The following is a 15,618-nucleotide window of genomic DNA, read 5'->3' as shown; positions in this document are numbered from 1 at the left end:
TCTGTCCGGCATCCATGCCGGACACGCTTTGTTTAGCAATAACGGCTCGCTGCCTAGCTGCATAGGTTTGATTTACCAGCTCGCTAGCAAACCAAATACTTGAGCCTTACTGTTGTCTAGCCGCGTATTTTGAGATACACAGAAACAGAACGAGGTGGTAAACGCATAGTACACTTTGCTCGAGGGCGTGTTTTTCATGGATGAAAAACAGGAGCCCCCATGGATGGGTTTACGGCGTCCCTCGACAAAGTTGTACGGCGTGTTTAGCCGCCGGATGCGCCTTTCTTGAATTTAAGAGATTGTCTTGAACGAACCGCTAGGCTGCTTGCAGCCGATATTGCACACAAAGACGCTGTAAATACGTCCCTGAGAGGTTACAAACTTCATCCCTGAAGTTTGCCCTGCGGGCCAGCTAAAGCTGTTCAAATTTGCTCCTGGCAAATTTGTCTGTCCGGCATCCATGCCGGACACGCTTTGTTTAGCAATAACGGCTCGCTGCCTAGCTGCATAGGTTTATTTAAAACGATCGAGAAATATCAGCAAAGTTCAAACGAGGTGGGAAAGACACTCCACTAAACAGCCGCTAATACCAAAGCATTAGTACTGCAGTTTCGAAAAAAATGACAAAACCCGCTAAATTCCCAATAAAAACAGAAAATAAGCGCAAAACCCATTAGACATGTAAATTTCACTTGCACTTTACCAAAAAGCCTCCAAAATGATAAATAGCCTAAGGGCTAACTTAAACTCAGGAGAAGTAATTATGAAACGTACACAACAGGGTTTTACCCTTATTGAATTAATGATCGTAGTAGCGATTATCGGTATTTTGGCAGCAGTAGCTTTGCCACAGTATCAAAACTATACAATCCGCTCAGCTAATACAGCATGTTTAAATGAAGCTCGTGCTTATATGGGGGCTGCAGTTGCAGAACTTGCAAACGATGATACACCTGGTGGCTTTGTTGGAAGAGCATGCGCTAACAGGGCAGCACCGACTTCGGCTGAATTTGTGGCTGGTACAGATATTGTTTTTGTTGTTTCTGGTAGAGGTGATACAAACACCACTTGTAATGCAGCAAGCGCCTCTTGTACATTAGGTGGGGCAACTCCAGCTCCTGCGCCATAAGCTCTACACAAAACTTGTAAATCTCTGGGTTAGATCCCAAACCATACAGCCCGCCTAGAGCGGGCTTATTTTATTAAATACAATCATAATATAACTATTTTAAAACAGCCTAAACTCTAATCTATTAGAGGTTTGAAGACCTACTTGTAAAGTAATTAAAGAATATTCTGCTTTAAATGTTACTTTAAAGGTCTAAAATAGCTAAAAATTAAAAACAATCTAATTAGTAAGTTGCTGATTTTATCTAGTCTGGAAATCTATTATTTGTGTAATACTCTTTTCACTTGCTTTTAGATATAACCTATCCAAAATAATATAACTTAGCACCATCTAAAAAGAGAATCATTTAAATGAGATTTCAGTCTACAGTTACTAAAGGGTTTAACCTGATGGAATTAATGATTGTAGTTGCAATTATTGGAATCTTAGCTGCAATTTCGATTCCTTCTTACAATAACTACATTGCCAAGACCGCAAATAATTCATGTCAAAGTGAAATATATGCTTATACAAAAGTTGCAGCTATTGCTATATACGAAAATACTACAATACCAAATTATACTCCCTCCAGATGTAATGCCATTACCGGAACAATTTCTGACTCCAACAGCACTTTTACAACTACGGCAATACCACCAGGTGGTTCGCGTATCATTACTTGTAGTATTGCATCGGCTAATTGCACGATAGCTCCTTAGTCGTGACCTTCGGGGCCTGATACCGAACAAGTGAAAATATGAATAGTGCGATTTGTTGATTCATAAGTAATTCTTCCTGTAACTTAGCTGAGTTTCTGCGTTTACAAATTTATAAGGATATTTTGTGTTTGATAAATTGATTGAATCAATATTTAGGCCTACCACGCTCAAATTACCAATCGCCCTACTTTTAGCTTTCGGACCTTTGTTTTCTGCAAGTATGTTTGCATTGAGTGCAGAAGTAAAAACATGGGTTATATTTGTTTCGTTAGGCTCTATCTTTTACTTGGTTTGCACTGTGGGATATTGGGTCCGGAAAATTTTGACTGGCGATGAAAAGTATCGTTCTGACCTGTTTGCAACCTTAGCAATGATAGTTGTAATGGTAATCCTTTCTTTTGTAACATTTTTTTCCCCTCTACGCGGCTATGTTATAAGTGACAAAATTGAACATTGGGGGCAAATGGGGGACTTTTTCGGAGGCATGTTCAACCCACTTCTGGCTTTTTCGTCGTTTATTGCTCTGTTGTACACGATTAGGATCCAATCGGAAGAGTTGAAATTAACTAGAGAGGAGTTCGCTAAGTCTGCTGAAGCGCAACAAAAGCTTGTTAAAGAAACCGAAAACCAGAGACTGCAAATGCGGGAACAAATCCAACATCAGCAGCTTCAAGATGATTGTAGGCTATGTATTCAGCCTATCAGAGATAAAATTAACCTGATACGAGATTTGTTATTTGATATTGAGACAACCGTAATTCCAGAGCAGAGTTTACACGATCTACTCAATAGGGCTCTATCTGACGAACGAACAAAAGTGTCGCATGATTATGCTGGAACTCATGACGGTCAAAGTAATATTTTTGATAAATCTTTGCCTGAAATACAGCTTTCTAACGTTGCAAAAAGGCTTCAAGTTTATCTTTCAAGAAGACCACCCCACTTTTTTATAGGCAAAGTGAAGCGAATTGCCAGTGAGTTAGAAATAGCTGACTATTTGATGGGACAATTAGTAAAACTTAAAGCAACAGGTACAACGTTAGACACCCTACATGCAGAACTTGGTATGCCTGCTGCTTTGTGTGAAATCTTGGATGGTTTTCAGGGATTCGACGCTCCTCGGTGGGTAACCATCGTAAGTGACTTTTATTTAGATGCAAAGAAAATAAAAAAATAAACTAATCAAGGGGTAAGAGTCAACTACCGAATAAAAGTTAAACAATCCCACCTCGTGATGGTTTGTTGTTCTGGCCTAGCTGGATTGCCACCTACCCATCACAGGTTTTGTGAGTATTGCCAAGAAAAAGACGATGCATTCACTAAACCATAATTAACACTTGGACAACTTATTGAATCAAGGGGTCAGAGTCAACTACCGAATAAAAGTTAAACAAGCTAGCATTGCCCCTCGCGGCTTGTTTTTGCTGGCTGAGTAGCGCTAGCAATCTCGAGGTAGGCTGGGCCTGATAGCAATATTATTTCGAGTTGAGGACTCTTTTATGCAGGGTTACTGAGATAAAGAGTATAAAGAATATCAGCCAGTTCTTTTTCGTTGATCTCATCCAGTACTACGGCAACCATAACATCAGCCAACGTATCATTATCAGTCTGAATTTCATAATCGTTCAGTGATAAATACTCTAATGCTACGGCCAATGCTGTTCGTTTATTAGCATCAGGCATAGCATGAGCAATGGCAATATACTTTACGTATTTAGCAGCAATTTCAAACACATCATCGAGTTGCTCATAAAGAATGGCATTATCGATGCGCCCTAACGCACCACGGAGCTTGTTTAGATCAATGCTCCCCTCATGCCTGGTTCCCAGCTTAATATATGAGCGTTTATTTCAACAACACGCTCGAATGGGAACAGCATAAGATCCATTACATATCAGCCAATTTTTTAAATGTTTTAGCGTGGGTTCGAAGTACCAACTTCGTTTCAGAAAGAACAATCTGCTGTCCTTCCAAACCGGTTAAATCTAGCTGTTTTTTAGGCTTAATTTTGGGGCGTTGTACCAATTTCAGACCCAGCTGTTGTATTTTAGGGTTCATCGTTATTTCCTAAACTTAGCTCTGAGTTTTTTCTCTATCTTTAGATATTTAAGTTTATATTATCGAGGGAATGAGCGCCAGTAACCTTCTGCGTCTGATTCCGAACTAACAAGCCCGCCTCGTGCGGGTTTGTTTTTTTCTGGCGCGTTAAATTGGCTAACCTTAGCGCTTATGCGGTTTGTTAATAACTATCAGGTATAGTATGAGTAAGCGCGGCGACTGAGGCAGCATATCGATCAAAGGGTCAGAGTTAACTACCGCATAAAAGTTAAACAAACTAACATCGCCTCTCGCGGTTTGTTTTTGTTGGCTGAGTGAAACACTTTGGTGTGTATGTTTACTAAACAACCACAAGTGAGGATATTGCTATGATAACCAGCTGCCAGAGCGGCATTTTTAATGGCGCGTCAGCTGTTTGTCGTCAATATAGCGTAATGCAACCTTTACCAGCTCAAGCAGAATAGTGGTATAACGAAGAATTTCGAGTTGCAGGTTTTTCAAATCTTCCACAACATACTCATGGACGATTTCATTTCTGATATCTTTCAGTGTTCTGGCTGTGTGGCTATCTTCAAGCAAGCCCTTTTTAACTGCACGATTAATGGTATCGATTAAGCTGCCCGCTTCCAGCAATTCAGCCACATCTATAGCGCGATAAACTTTATTGATTAAAATATCCACCACCCTGGCAAAACGGCTGCTGAGGTTTTCTAAGGCATCATACTGCTCAGCGGTGAGTGGCTTACTGACATCAATAGGCTTGCACTGCTCAAAGGAGCGTTGCAGCCATTTACTGGCATCTTGTAGTTGCGATACACATAGCGCTAAATGCGAAGCCGAGCTTAATCTGCTCACAATGTTAATTCCTCAGCAGTTGGCTTAATTAACTGCACAAAAGGTTCTGACCCATCGTCACTGGTAATGATATCAATTTTTTGCTCTCCGAGTTGCTCCACTATTCGCCAACGTGCGGCACGCCGTTTTTGCTTATTATAGTCTTTTGCTAACACCAGTAGGTCGATATCTCCCCCTCTAGCATTATTGTCTGTTCTTGAGCCAAATAAAAATACTTTAGCGTTAGCATCCTCAGCAGTGATTGCTTTAAAAATCACTGATTTTTCATAATCAGACAAACGCATCTAGTTGCTCCTTACTGTGTTGCCAGCATTTTCAGTAGACCATAACAAACAATGTCATTTATTTACATAGTAGTATAAGCGAAAAATCTTTGGGTTCAGATAGATCAAGGCTCGACAGATCAAGAGATCAAGGGGTCAGAGTTGTTGATCGCTAAACCCCTGATCTAAAACCTTCGGGGCCAGATCCCAAACAACTGCCAACAAGGAAAAACTAAGGATGAATAAGCTGACCAACAATTCAGCATACTGTCGCTGCGACAAACCAAACTGCTGCTTCATTCCAGACCCTGAACGATTTCTTCTAATAGCCCAAGATGCCACTCTGTTAACATTGGCAAATAGTCGCTGGCAATGGCTTGCAATACCAGTTCAAACTTAGCGCTGTCATAGGTGTGGCTCATTAAGTTACGATCCCCTATCATCCGCAACCATACCTCCGCATCGGCGATGTATTTAGCCTGATAGGCCAGCCTAACAACGGCTCGCGGTGAAATCTGGTCGATAACCAGACCATCATGCTCCATTTTGTCTTTGAGTACCTTCCAAGCGAGTTCAAAGGTAAATTTAAACCGCTGAATAATGCCTTCTTTTTCAAGCTGATTTAACTGATTCAAATCTTGGTCCATAGCCTCTTGTAACAAACCAAATGCTCGCTGAAAATTCTGAAAGCGCTGCTGCCAGCGAATATCCTGCACAGATACCCCTTATTTCATGTAACTTGCTTAAAGTGCAGTATAACCAAAACCTGTGGGACAATTCCAAAAGGTAGCATTACCAAGCCTTATTCTGGTTAATGTCGCAATTCAGCGATATAATCATTTTATAAACTTGTGGTGTCAGCACGTTTTACTATCTGGAGCAACTATGCCAACTTGCTGGATCATCGCTGGACCGAATGGCGCTGGTAAAACGACTTTTGCTTTAGAGTTTTTACCTGAGGTCGCTCATTGCCATAACTTTATTAACGCAGATTTAATTGCAGCAGGCTTGTCGCCACTGGCACCAGAAAAAGAAATTCTTAATGCCAGTAGATTATTTCTTAGCGAAATACAAAACCGTATTAAATCAAGGGCCTCTTTTGCATTTGAAACGACACTTTCTGGGCGAACCTACTTAAAGTTAATTAAGCAACTACAGTCCGAAGGATGGCAGGTTGAACTAATCTATCTTGCCTTACCCAACAGTCATATCTCTGAGCTACGTGTTGCTGAACGTGTTAAGCATGGCGGTCATAATATCCCGCTTAAGGATATCAAACGGCGCTTTCCACGTAGTTTAACCAATTTACTTTTACATTATTCTCCTTTAGTTAACCATTGCCAATGCTATATGAATGCAGATGCAGAGCCAGTGCTAATTTTTGAACAACAAGGGGATATTCGTTTGATAAAAGAGACAAACCTTTTTGAGGTTTTAGTCCAAGGAGCCGCTTATGACTAGCCAGCATGTAAAAAAATATACCGTTGAAGAAACACATAATGCTTTACGTAATGCTGTTCGAAAAGCATTAGAGCGCAAAAGGAAACTCGGACAATACAGCGTAATGTGGCAAGCCAATCGACTTGTTATAGAAGGACAGGACGCACCCGTTTTAACCAAACCTTCCAAGGCTATACCCGAAGGTGACTAACAATAATCGCGTTTCAACATTCCAGTCAGATCCCGAACCGATCAAGATCAAGGGGTCAGAGTCTGAGATCAAGGGGTCAGAGTCTGAGGGATCCCCACGAATTTAGCCCTCTCATTCAATGTTGTAACTTGTTGTATTCAGCAAGTGTTTACAGTGGTGCAAGGTACTTCGCCACTGTTTTGTTGTAAACATTACCTGTTTGGCCATAGCTCTCAACCCAAGGGTGTGAAACGATAGTACACGTTTATTACGGTAGCTGTTTGCCTGGAACCGGCGTTGTTTATTAACGACGGTTAGTCCCAAGCCCAGTAATATCAGCACTAGTGAGGCTAAATTGCTAAGTAGCAGTAACAGGCTTATACGGTGTATTTTGGTGCTGTTGTTCTGTTCAAACCCCTGACCAAACTGAGTGCTTTTCATATCTCTGAAGCTTTCTTCTATCTGCATGCGTTGACGGTAAATTGCTACTACCTGTTTGCTATGATTATGTTTCAGCGGCAAGTTAGACGCCAATAACCAGGGATCTGAATTCGCTCGTGCATTTGATTTAGATGTTTTAGAACGCTTGATACTGCCATCAGCATTCAGTGAATGCCGTCCCTGAGCTTTTTGTTTATACAGTGTGAGAGTGCATGGAAATGGCGTATTCCGAGCAATCTGAGCCTGATATTGCTTTGGTTTCTGCGTGGCTTTAGCATACAGCCGGCTAATACACTGCCAGTGTGCACCACTGTCGATAGTGTAAAAATTAGGCTTGCGAACCCGGCCAACAAAATACCAACCTAGCGCTTCAACTTGCCTGAACCAAGGTGTTTTAAAGCCTGCATCAGTAACAATCACCGGTTTACAACTTGTAGGCAGTAGCAGTGATAACCGGCGTAAAAATAGCTTATGCGCAGCAGGCTTCTCTTTGGTACTTAACGGATGAACTTCCTCGTACAGCGTGATAGCACGACCATCAAAACTTAGTGAAGCACGAAGCAAAAAGTGTCTTTTACACTCATCTAAATCAGACCAGTCAATGCTTATCGTTGGATGCTTGGCAGTACAGAATAACCGACAAATTGCACCATAAACCACGGTTTTTTCACGCAACAAGTGCGAATTAGACAGCAGCCTGTCGGCACGCTTAATATTATGTTTTTTATAGGCATTTGACCTAATCCCCCGGCCAATGCTGGTCACAGTAGCAGCACTACCGTTTGCCAGGCTATGTACGCAGTCAATCACAGCTTTTTGTCGGGTGGCATGCATTTCTGGTGTGACAAATGAAACAATATTGGTCAAGATAGTGCGAACATTCATGGTTGTTTGGTCTCGGTGATTTTTGGCGATTGATCTGATCACCAAACGCCATGAATGTTCCTTCCGAATTCATCTTTTTGTTTTAGCTAACAATTTTGTGGGGATACCTCAGGGTCAGAGTCAACTACCGCGATCAAGGGGTCAGAGTCAACTACCGAACAAAAGTTAAACAAGCTAGCATCGCCCCTCGCGGTTTGTTTTTGCTGGCTGAGTAGCGCTGGCAATCGCGAGGTAGGCTGGGCCCTGATGATATTATTCCAAATCATGATCTATGTTATTCCGGATTACTTAAATACAGCTACTAGAGCATATTGAAGAGCTACCACTGAAGTGCAACACTTTGGTGTGTATATTTACTACACAACAACAAGTGAGGATTTTGCTATGGTAACCAACAGTCAGGTAACCAGCCACAAAAAACGCACCAACCTCTCCATTGATAATCAATTATTGTGCGATGCCAAGCTACTGGGTATTAATGTCTCGCAAGCTGCTGAAGCCAGACTTGCACAAGCCGTTAAACTGCAAAAACAGCAGCGTTGGCTTGAAGAAAATAACCAAGCAATTGAAAGCTCTAATGATTTTGTTACGCATCATGGCTTACCGCTTGCAAAGTACCGGCATTTTTAATGGCCTGCTTCGATGTCTATCTAACGAGTAGTAGCGGCTACCTTCTGGATGTGCAAACAGATCTATTGGCTGGTCTGAACACCCGTGTAGTTGTGCCGCTACTTCCTCTAGACAATGCCCCTAAAGCGGCTAAACGCTTAAACCCTATTTTTGACATTAACAATCATGCCTATCTGATGGCAACACAGTTTATGGCAGCGATACCAGAGGCCGAATTGAAGCAGAAAGTTTGCAGTATAATTGACCATCAACAAGAAGTATCTGAAGCTCTGGATATGCTATTTGTTAGCTTTTAAACCTGCAGTGCCAGATACCGAGCACGATCAATATCGCAGTAGCCCTTTTAACTGCAACTTCCCACAGTTTTCTGCTTTTTAGAAACATCTCCTTGCATAACGCTTTATTATTACGCATAGTAGAAAGTTGTAATATTTAGTACAAGGATGGTCTATGCCGGAAGTTTCACCGCTTTTTTATGAAGAAGTTCCTACGGTAAGTGGTAATAATAAAGATTGGCTAAACCATATTAAAATTGGCCAGCGTTTTGATTTGGAGTTTTTAAGCCAGCGCAAGTACCGTGGTTTTTGTGAGCTGCTTGGCTATAAAGCCGGCAAGTATGTGTTTTTCCGGCTGGAAGATGATGCCATCCCTGAGGCTTTTTTAGTGGCTGGTTTGCCTTTAGTGTGCCGCTTTTTAGTAGAAGATGCGCTAGGCGAGTGTTTTGCCTTTCGCAGTGAACTAATGCACTTTATGCGTTTTCCCGATAAAGTGATTATGATTGCCTTTCCGCAAACCGTGCAACGTCGTGCGCTACGTAATGAAAAGCGTGCTAGCACCTTTATTCCGGCTAAATTACAACTGCATTTTGAGAAGGCTACACAAGCGGTGCTGGTACCCGGACAAATTATCGATTTATCAAAAAATGGCTGCCGCTTTTTATTTAATACTCAATATAAGCCAGAGCAAATTCGCTTAGCCGAAGTGGTTATTCAGCTTGCTAATCCTGACACGGCAGCAGATATGCTGCTAAGCGGCATTATTCGCAATGCGCGATTAGATGAGTTTGGGCTAACGGCGGGTATTCAATTTAATGCTGAACAAATTGCTTTGGTAAAGGCTTTAGCCTTGCAAGCGAAAAATAAAAGCACAGCGCCGCGTTAGGCTTGGTTGAAAGCGCTTTTCGAGTGTAGATAAAAGTTGTGCCAGCAGCCAATCAAAAAATTCCATATATGGAAGCGCTATTTTAATCCTAATGTACTAGTATTAGCGAGATGAGCGAAAAACCTTCACCCCTCGATACAGGATCGCACATTATTCAAATGTTTGATCCGCTACAAGCTGACTGGAATCAACGTCCAGCGGATAGAGCGGCTTTTTCTGCTGAAACGGCTTTTTTTCAAGCGGACGATTTACAAAGTCTAAATGCCATTTTTGATAGTTTTTGCAAAGTGGTTGGCGTAACGATCGCTTTAATCGATCTTAATGGCAAGGTACTCGCCTCTTCGCGCTGGCAACGCGCCTGTATGCACTTCCACCGTGTCGCGCCCGATACCCAACAACGCTGTTATGAAAGCGATTTAGATCTGTCACAACAAATGCTGGCGGGTAAAGATTATGCTCTGTACCGCTGTAAAAATGGCTTAACCGATTGCGTGGCGCCCTTAGTGGTAGATCATGAACATATCGCTAATTTGTTTATTGGCCAATTTTTACTAAGTGCACCCGATAACGCTTTTTTTGCCGCACAAGCACAGCAAAGTGGTTTTGATACCACAGATTATATGCAGGCTATTGCCGAGATCCCCATTATTCAAGAAAGCTCGCTACCAGCATTGCTAGAGCTGGTTAGTGCTCTGGCGAATCATATTGCTAGGTTATGCAAAGCTAATCATAAAAATCAACAATTTATTGATAGCATTGCACAACAGATTAATGAGCGCACGCAAGAGCTGCAAATGCAAAATGCGATTTTAAGCATGATTAGCCAAGATGAACCGTTAAGCCGCATTTTGCATGCGTTAGTGCAGCTATTGGAAGCGGAACATGCGGAGGTATTATGCTCGATTTTATTGCTTAATGCGGAGACCAAAACGTTACACCTTGGTGCTGCGCCCTCATTACCCAAAGCCTACAACGATGCTTTAGAAGGTGTGGCGATTGGCCCAGCAGTAGGATCATGTGGGGTCGCGGCTTATACCGGTAAAATAAGTTATGCTGAGGATATTTTAACGCACCCAAATTGGCAGCCGTTTCTCGAATTAGCTAAGTTAGCTGGCGTTCGTGCCTGTTGGTCAAAACCCATTATTAATTCGCACGGCGAGGTGCTAGGGACTTTTGCGCTGTATCATCGTGAGCCGAAAATCCCCGCCGAAAGCGTGTTAGAAAAGGTGGAAGTGTATAGTCATCTGGCAGAAGTGGCTATTAGCCGGCATCAGGCTAATCAAAAAATTCGGCACTTGGCGTTATTTGATGGGTTAACCCATTTACCCAACCGGACTTACCTTTACGAACGGCTGGAACAGGCCATGGCATACAGCCAGCGTAATAAGCAGTATTGTGCGCTGCTCTTTATTGATTTAAACAATTTTAAACCGATTAATGATCATTATGGGCATTCGGTGGGTGATGCGGTTCTAGTGGAAACCGCAACACGTTTATTGACTCAGGTACGCCAAACCGATACCGTAGCCCGCTTTGGCGGTGATGAATTTATTGTGCTACTAACAAATTTAGACGAAGCACCCGAGCTCGCGGCACAACAAGCGCAGTTACTCAAAGCCAAGCTCAAGCATATTTTACAGCAACCCTATCAGCTGCCGAGCACCACAACAGTTCATCAAAGTAGTGCCAGTATTGGTCTGGTGACCTTTCAGGGGCAACAGCTTTCTATCGATGCGTTATTGCAGGCTGCAGATACGGCTATGTATCAAGAGAAAAATGCGCGTTAACGTTTTAGCCCCCCCCCGCCTCGTCCATCTCTTATTAGGTTTACCTTAAAGCAAGCATCAGCGCAGTGATTTTTAGGCAGCGTATAATTATTTTTCCAGAAAAACCCTGTTTAGTTATTAACCACTCTTGACGATTCTCAAATTTAGAGGTAAAACGATTAAGATAACTTTAACGTGGTATTTTAACGCGAACAAATAACCAAGGTTATTTTTAAAAACCCTTAGCTAACTTTGTAAGTTTTTGCAGTTAAACCAAGCAAAATAACCAAAGCCTGCTAATATAATGTACAGAATGCTGCAAAAGCACACTTGATAAAGAAATTATGCCATGACTTTTTTTCGCATTTAATCTGAATCGATTCAGACTGAGCCGAAAAACAGTCTTAAAACCGTATGATAAAAACAGTTATTCAAGATCGACAAGGGAGACACCAGATGAAAACAACACCAAACCGCCGTTCATATTTGGCGCTGGCTATTGGTTTAGCTTTAAGTGCGAATGCCGCTCAGGCGCAACAAGCCACTACCGAAACAGAAACCGCAACCACAGAACAAGCTGCCGAGCCAACCGGCCTTGGCTTTGAACGTATTTTAGTCACAGGCTCAGTATCCCGTAATCAAACGGTCATGCAGTCCAGTGTCTCGGTCAGCACCTTGACCTTTGATGATATTGACGCCAGCGCCCCCAGAAGTACCGCCGAGATTTTCCGAATGCTGCCTGGTGTACGCAGTGAATCTACTGGTGGTGAAGGTAACGCTAACATCGCCGTTCGTGGTTTACCCGTTGCGGCAGGTGGTGCTAAATTTTTAACACTGCAAGAAGATGGTTTACCCGTATTGCAGTTTGGGGATATTGCCTTTGGTAACGCCGATATCTTTGTGCGTGCTGATGCTACCCTCTCGCGTTTAGAAGTGATCCGCGGTGGTTCGGCCTCTACACTTGCCAGCAATTCACCGGGCGGTGTCATTAACTTTTTAAGTAAAACTGGCGTTGATAATGGTGGCAGTGTCGCCTTTACTACCGGGTTAAATTACGATCAATTCCGCACCGATTTTGAATACGGCGGCGATATTAATGCCGATACCCGCTTTCATTTCGGCGGTTTTGTGCGTCAGGGCGAAGGTATTCGTGATCCTGGTTATCAAGGGGAGCGCGGTTATCAGTTAAAAGCCAATATCACCAAAGAATTTGATACCGGCTATGTTCGTTTGTATGCCAAACACTTAAATGATCGTGTTGCCAGCTATATGCCGATGCCAATGCGCGCCGATGGTAGCTCAGTGGCGGGCTATGATTCTCAGCAAGATACCTTACAGTCCGTGTATTTAACTGAAACTGTGCGCTTAAATGGCGCTAATCAGATTTCACGCGGCGATGTTCGTAACGGCATGAATCCTGAAGTAAACAGCGTTGGCGTTGAAGCCGTATTTGATTTAGATGATAACTGGACCCTAGATAACCGTTTCCGTATTAGCAGCGTTAGCGGTAACTTTATTACCTTATTCCCTGCAGAAGTAGATAACAGCCAAAGTATTGCCAACAGTATTGCTGGGCCAGGTGCTATCGTGCGTTACGCAGTAGGGCCACAGGCGGGTGAACGTTATGATGCAAGTGCAAATGCCATGCGTATTCATACCTTTGATGTTGAAATCAACGATTTCGGCTCTATGGTTAACGACTTAAAACTAAGCCGCAGCTTTGGCGAGGTAAATGTTACTTTAGGTTATTACCTTGCGGATCAATCTATTGATATGTCTTGGTTATGGAACTCTTATTTTATGGCCCTAAAAGGCGATAATGCTGAATTATTAGATGTCACTGCCGCTAATGGCACGGCGTTTTCTGAGCAGGGTTTATTAGCCTATGGTGTGCCGTTCTGGGGCAATTGCTGTCAACGTAACTACAACACCGATTACAGCATCAAAGCACCTTATGCCTCTGCCAGTTGGGGCTTTGGCGATTGGTCATTCGAAGCCAGTGTCCGCCGTGACATGGGTGATGCCACTGGTACTTATGCAGGGGCTGTGCAAAGTAGCCGTGATATGAATGGCGATGGCGTAATTAGCCAAGTTGAGCAAAGTGTGTCTGGTATCGACTTAGCTAACCCGCAGTTGGTGAATTATGGCTGGAGTTACAATTCTTACTCAGTAGGCGCTAACTACCAATACAGTAACGACTGGGCGGTATTTGGTCGTATCAGTAAAGGTGGCCGTGCCAATGCTGATCGCTTGTTGTTTGGTAAAGTGAATGCCGATGGCTCAGTTGCTGCGCAAGATGCGGTAGATCAGGTAAAACAGTACGAATTTGGTAGTAAGAGCCGCCATGGTAATTTAAACCTGTTCGCGACAGTATTTTTTGCTGAAACCGATGAGCAAAACTTTGAAGCCACTACCCAGCAGTTTTTTGACCGCGTGTATGAAGCTAAGGGTATTGAGTTAGAGAGTAGCTATCGAATTGGTGATTTTGATTTCCGTGGTTCGGTAACCTGGACGGATGCCGAGATCAGCCAAGATGCGCTTAACCCAGGTGTGGTAGGCAATACGCCACGTCGTCAGGCCGATTTTATCTATAACTTAATAGCACGTTATACCATGGATAAAGCACAAGTGGGTGTCAGCTTAGTAGGTACTACAGATGCCTACGCGCAGGATAACAACGATCTGAAATTTGATGGCTATACGCAGGTGAATGCATTTGCTAACTATGAGCTGGCGAAAAACTTAACCCTTTCAGTGAATGTGAATAACCTATTTGATACGGTGGGTATTACTGAAGCTGAACAAGGCAGTGTGCCGGCAAATGGCATTATTACTGCCAGAACCATTAACGGCCGTACTGCTTCGTTAGGTTTACGCTATCAATTCTAAGTAAATTGCCAGCTTTTCTGACTGGCATTGTGAAACGAGATATGTAAAGCTGCATTAAGTTGCAGCTTTTTCGTTTTAGAACAGTAAATCTGCCCAGATAGTAAGCGTCTTTTAAGCAGTTTAAGGATAGTGAAGTTATGGCAAAAATCACCTTGAAATCTCTGGCTAAGCACCTAGGGGTGTCCGTTGCAACGGTTTCAAATGCCTTTAATCGTCCTGATCAATTATCTGTCGACTTAAGGCGGCATATCCTAGCGGAGAGTGAAAAGTTGGGCTTTAGTGGCCCGAATGCGCAAGCGCGCAGTTTGCGTACCGGCCGCTCGGATATGATTGCGATCTTATTATCCGATACCTTGGAATATTCGGTTAGCGATCCGGTGGCCAATCAGCTTATTAAAGGCATCGCCGAAGTCTTACAAGCACATGGTAAAGATATGTTGTTGTTATCTGGCGCCAAGGCCGTGCACAGTACTGCTGAAGCCTTGCCTGATGGGTTTATTATTTATGGTAGCCCCATGAACCATGAGCAGTTAGATCGAGTGCGCCAAAGTGGCAAACCCATGCTCAGTGTCGATTGTAATTTAGCCGGTATGGGCTCGGTTAACATTGATAACACGCGCTATGCTTATGATATTGCCCACTACGCCATGCAAAAATACGCCGGCCAGGTTGCCGTGTTAGGGCTGCGTTTAATTGATTCCGATCGGGTTTGTCGCATGCAGCCTACTGAGCTTTATGATCAAGATGAAGCCATCTCGCGCCGTCGCCTCGATGGTTACTTGGCCGCAGCAACCGAGTTAAAACGTGCTTTGCCAGCCGATCAGGTTTGGCATATTCCGGTAAATACCCACTACTTTGCTGAAATTGCTGCTCGCGAAGCCCTGACGCAACAACAACGGCCACAAATACTGTTATGTATGAGTGATCGCATTGCACTAGGCGCCATGAGCGTGGCCAGACAGCTTGGCTTACGCATTCCTGAAGATGTTTGTATTGTCGGCTTCGATGGTATAGAAGAAGCCGAACGTGCCTACCCCACCCTAACCACCGTGGCGCAACACAGTGATGAAAAAGGCCGAACCGCGGCACGGTTACTGTTAAACGGTGAACATCAGCAAAACGTTATGCTTGAATGTGAATTACGGCTAAGAGCGAGCTGCTAACAGCTCGCTCTTAGCCTAAAAACCCATTACGCTTTTTATCGTGTGGTGT

The 15,618-nt window shown here is 43.2% G+C and carries 18 protein-coding genes; 11 read left to right on the top strand and 7 right to left on the bottom strand.

Translation table 11 applies throughout. The features are described from left to right. The first annotated feature begins 763 nt into the window (after positions 1-763). From ACO1PK_RS09065 to ACO1PK_RS09055, 3 genes are all read left to right on the top strand, one after another. On the top strand, positions 764-1,129 hold the full coding sequence (locus ACO1PK_RS09065) for a pilin (protein WP_423185324.1): 366 nt from the start codon (positions 764-766) through the stop codon (positions 1,127-1,129). Positions 1,130-1,518: 389 nt separating this feature from the next. Then, positions 1,519-1,827, top strand: a complete 309-nt coding sequence (locus ACO1PK_RS09060; protein WP_423185323.1) for a type IV pilin protein — start codon at positions 1,519-1,521, stop codon at positions 1,825-1,827. A gap of 124 nt (positions 1,828-1,951) precedes the next feature. Beyond that, positions 1,952-3,004: a hypothetical protein gene (locus tag ACO1PK_RS09055; RefSeq protein WP_423185322.1), complete on the top strand. Its 1,053-nt coding sequence runs from the start codon at positions 1,952-1,954 to the stop codon at positions 3,002-3,004. A gap of 320 nt (positions 3,005-3,324) precedes the next feature. Here the strand turns inward: ACO1PK_RS09055 and ACO1PK_RS09050 are convergent, their stop codons facing one another. The 6 genes from ACO1PK_RS09050 to ACO1PK_RS09025 all read right to left on the bottom strand — a co-directional run bounded on the left by ACO1PK_RS09050 (position 3,325) and on the right by ACO1PK_RS09025 (position 5,720). Beyond that, the gene (locus ACO1PK_RS09050) at positions 3,325-3,597 is read right to left on the bottom strand and encodes a type II toxin-antitoxin system death-on-curing family toxin (RefSeq protein ID WP_423188188.1); all 273 of its coding nucleotides are present in this window, start codon (positions 3,595-3,597) and stop codon (positions 3,325-3,327) included. Positions 3,598-3,715: 118 nt separating this feature from the next. Next, positions 3,716-3,886 carry an acetyltransferase gene (locus ACO1PK_RS09045; RefSeq protein ID WP_423185321.1) on the bottom strand — a complete coding sequence of 57 codons (171 nt, stop codon included), beginning with the start codon at positions 3,884-3,886 and terminating at the stop codon, positions 3,716-3,718. Positions 3,887-4,282: 396 nt separating this feature from the next. Further along, positions 4,283-4,741 (bottom strand): hypothetical protein, encoded by a 459-nt coding sequence (locus ACO1PK_RS09040; protein ID WP_423185320.1) that lies wholly within the window; start codon positions 4,739-4,741, stop codon positions 4,283-4,285. Then, positions 4,738-5,025 (bottom strand): nucleotidyltransferase domain-containing protein, encoded by a 288-nt coding sequence (locus ACO1PK_RS09035; RefSeq protein ID WP_423185319.1) that lies wholly within the window; start codon positions 5,023-5,025, stop codon positions 4,738-4,740. The genes ACO1PK_RS09040 and ACO1PK_RS09035 overlap by 4 nt, the downstream gene beginning before the upstream one ends. 135 nt (positions 5,026-5,160) lie before the next feature. Further along, positions 5,161-5,304 (bottom strand): hypothetical protein, encoded by a 144-nt coding sequence (locus tag ACO1PK_RS09030; protein ID WP_423185318.1) that lies wholly within the window; start codon positions 5,302-5,304, stop codon positions 5,161-5,163. Further along, positions 5,301-5,720: a nucleotidyltransferase substrate binding protein gene (locus ACO1PK_RS09025; RefSeq protein ID WP_423185317.1), complete on the bottom strand. Its 420-nt coding sequence runs from the start codon at positions 5,718-5,720 to the stop codon at positions 5,301-5,303. The genes ACO1PK_RS09030 and ACO1PK_RS09025 overlap by 4 nt, the downstream gene beginning before the upstream one ends. Positions 5,721-5,889: 169 nt before the next feature. Here ACO1PK_RS09025 and ACO1PK_RS09020 point away from each other — a divergent pair, with 169 nt between their 5' ends. Next, positions 5,890-6,465 carry a zeta toxin family protein gene (locus tag ACO1PK_RS09020; RefSeq protein WP_423185316.1) on the top strand — a complete coding sequence of 192 codons (576 nt, stop codon included), beginning with the start codon at positions 5,890-5,892 and terminating at the stop codon, positions 6,463-6,465. Further along, the gene (locus tag ACO1PK_RS09015) at positions 6,458-6,655 is read left to right on the top strand and encodes a hypothetical protein (protein WP_423185315.1); all 198 of its coding nucleotides are present in this window, start codon (positions 6,458-6,460) and stop codon (positions 6,653-6,655) included. The genes ACO1PK_RS09020 and ACO1PK_RS09015 overlap by 8 nt, the downstream gene beginning before the upstream one ends. A gap of 111 nt (positions 6,656-6,766) precedes the next feature. Here the strand turns inward: ACO1PK_RS09015 and ACO1PK_RS09010 are convergent, their stop codons facing one another. Further along, positions 6,767-7,960 carry an IS4 family transposase gene (locus ACO1PK_RS09010; protein WP_423185314.1) on the bottom strand — a complete coding sequence of 398 codons (1,194 nt, stop codon included), beginning with the start codon at positions 7,958-7,960 and terminating at the stop codon, positions 6,767-6,769. 384 nt (positions 7,961-8,344) lie between these two features. Here ACO1PK_RS09010 and ACO1PK_RS09005 point away from each other — a divergent pair, with 384 nt between their 5' ends. From ACO1PK_RS09005 to ACO1PK_RS08980, 6 genes are all read left to right on the top strand, one after another. After that, positions 8,345-8,590: a type II toxin-antitoxin system CcdA family antitoxin gene (locus ACO1PK_RS09005; protein WP_423185313.1), complete on the top strand. Its 246-nt coding sequence runs from the start codon at positions 8,345-8,347 to the stop codon at positions 8,588-8,590. Next, positions 8,590-8,886 (top strand): CcdB family protein, encoded by a 297-nt coding sequence (locus ACO1PK_RS09000; RefSeq protein ID WP_423185312.1) that lies wholly within the window; start codon positions 8,590-8,592, stop codon positions 8,884-8,886. Before ACO1PK_RS09005 ends, ACO1PK_RS09000 begins: the two co-directional genes overlap by 1 nt. Before the next feature lie 154 nt (positions 8,887-9,040). After that, positions 9,041-9,751: a PilZ domain-containing protein gene (locus ACO1PK_RS08995; RefSeq protein WP_423185311.1), complete on the top strand. Its 711-nt coding sequence runs from the start codon at positions 9,041-9,043 to the stop codon at positions 9,749-9,751. Positions 9,752-9,861: 110 nt separating this feature from the next. After that, positions 9,862-11,538: a PocR ligand-binding domain-containing protein gene (locus ACO1PK_RS08990; RefSeq protein ID WP_423185310.1), complete on the top strand. Its 1,677-nt coding sequence runs from the start codon at positions 9,862-9,864 to the stop codon at positions 11,536-11,538. A gap of 435 nt (positions 11,539-11,973) precedes the next feature. Further along, positions 11,974-14,406, top strand: a complete 2,433-nt coding sequence (locus tag ACO1PK_RS08985) for a TonB-dependent receptor domain-containing protein (protein ID WP_423185309.1) — start codon at positions 11,974-11,976, stop codon at positions 14,404-14,406. 137 nt (positions 14,407-14,543) lie between these two features. After that, positions 14,544-15,569 (top strand): LacI family DNA-binding transcriptional regulator, encoded by a 1,026-nt coding sequence (locus ACO1PK_RS08980; protein WP_423185308.1) that lies wholly within the window; start codon positions 14,544-14,546, stop codon positions 15,567-15,569. Positions 15,570-15,618: the final 49 nt, after the last annotated feature.

This window comes from Alishewanella sp. d11 (genome assembly GCF_049390205.1).
In the GTDB taxonomy this organism is placed as follows: domain Bacteria; phylum Pseudomonadota; class Gammaproteobacteria; order Enterobacterales; family Alteromonadaceae; genus Alishewanella.
This window is presented reverse-complemented; position numbering and strand designations above follow the sequence as displayed.

Coding starts and splice junctions, on each gene's coding strand:
- ACO1PK_RS09065 (WP_423185324.1), top strand. CDS start 764: ATGAAACGTACACAACAGGGTTTTACCCTTATTGAATTAATGATCGTA.
- ACO1PK_RS09060 (WP_423185323.1), top strand. CDS start 1,519: ATGGAATTAATGATTGTAGTTGCAATTATTGGAATCTTAGCTGCAATT.
- ACO1PK_RS09045 (WP_423185321.1), bottom strand. CDS start 3,886: ATGAACCCTAAAATACAACAGCTGGGTCTGAAATTGGTACAACGCCCC.
- ACO1PK_RS09035 (WP_423185319.1), bottom strand. CDS start 5,025: ATGCGTTTGTCTGATTATGAAAAATCAGTGATTTTTAAAGCAATCACT.
- ACO1PK_RS09030 (WP_423185318.1), bottom strand. CDS start 5,304: ATGAAGCAGCAGTTTGGTTTGTCGCAGCGACAGTATGCTGAATTGTTG.
- ACO1PK_RS09020 (WP_423185316.1), top strand. CDS start 5,890: ATGCCAACTTGCTGGATCATCGCTGGACCGAATGGCGCTGGTAAAACG.
- ACO1PK_RS09015 (WP_423185315.1), top strand. CDS start 6,458: ATGACTAGCCAGCATGTAAAAAAATATACCGTTGAAGAAACACATAAT.
- ACO1PK_RS09010 (WP_423185314.1), bottom strand. CDS start 7,960: ATGAATGTTCGCACTATCTTGACCAATATTGTTTCATTTGTCACACCA.
- ACO1PK_RS09005 (WP_423185313.1), top strand. CDS start 8,345: ATGGTAACCAACAGTCAGGTAACCAGCCACAAAAAACGCACCAACCTC.
- ACO1PK_RS09000 (WP_423185312.1), top strand. CDS start 8,590: ATGGCCTGCTTCGATGTCTATCTAACGAGTAGTAGCGGCTACCTTCTG.
- ACO1PK_RS08995 (WP_423185311.1), top strand. CDS start 9,041: ATGCCGGAAGTTTCACCGCTTTTTTATGAAGAAGTTCCTACGGTAAGT.
- ACO1PK_RS08990 (WP_423185310.1), top strand. CDS start 9,862: ATGAGCGAAAAACCTTCACCCCTCGATACAGGATCGCACATTATTCAA.
- ACO1PK_RS08985 (WP_423185309.1), top strand. CDS start 11,974: ATGAAAACAACACCAAACCGCCGTTCATATTTGGCGCTGGCTATTGGT.
- ACO1PK_RS08980 (WP_423185308.1), top strand. CDS start 14,544: ATGGCAAAAATCACCTTGAAATCTCTGGCTAAGCACCTAGGGGTGTCC.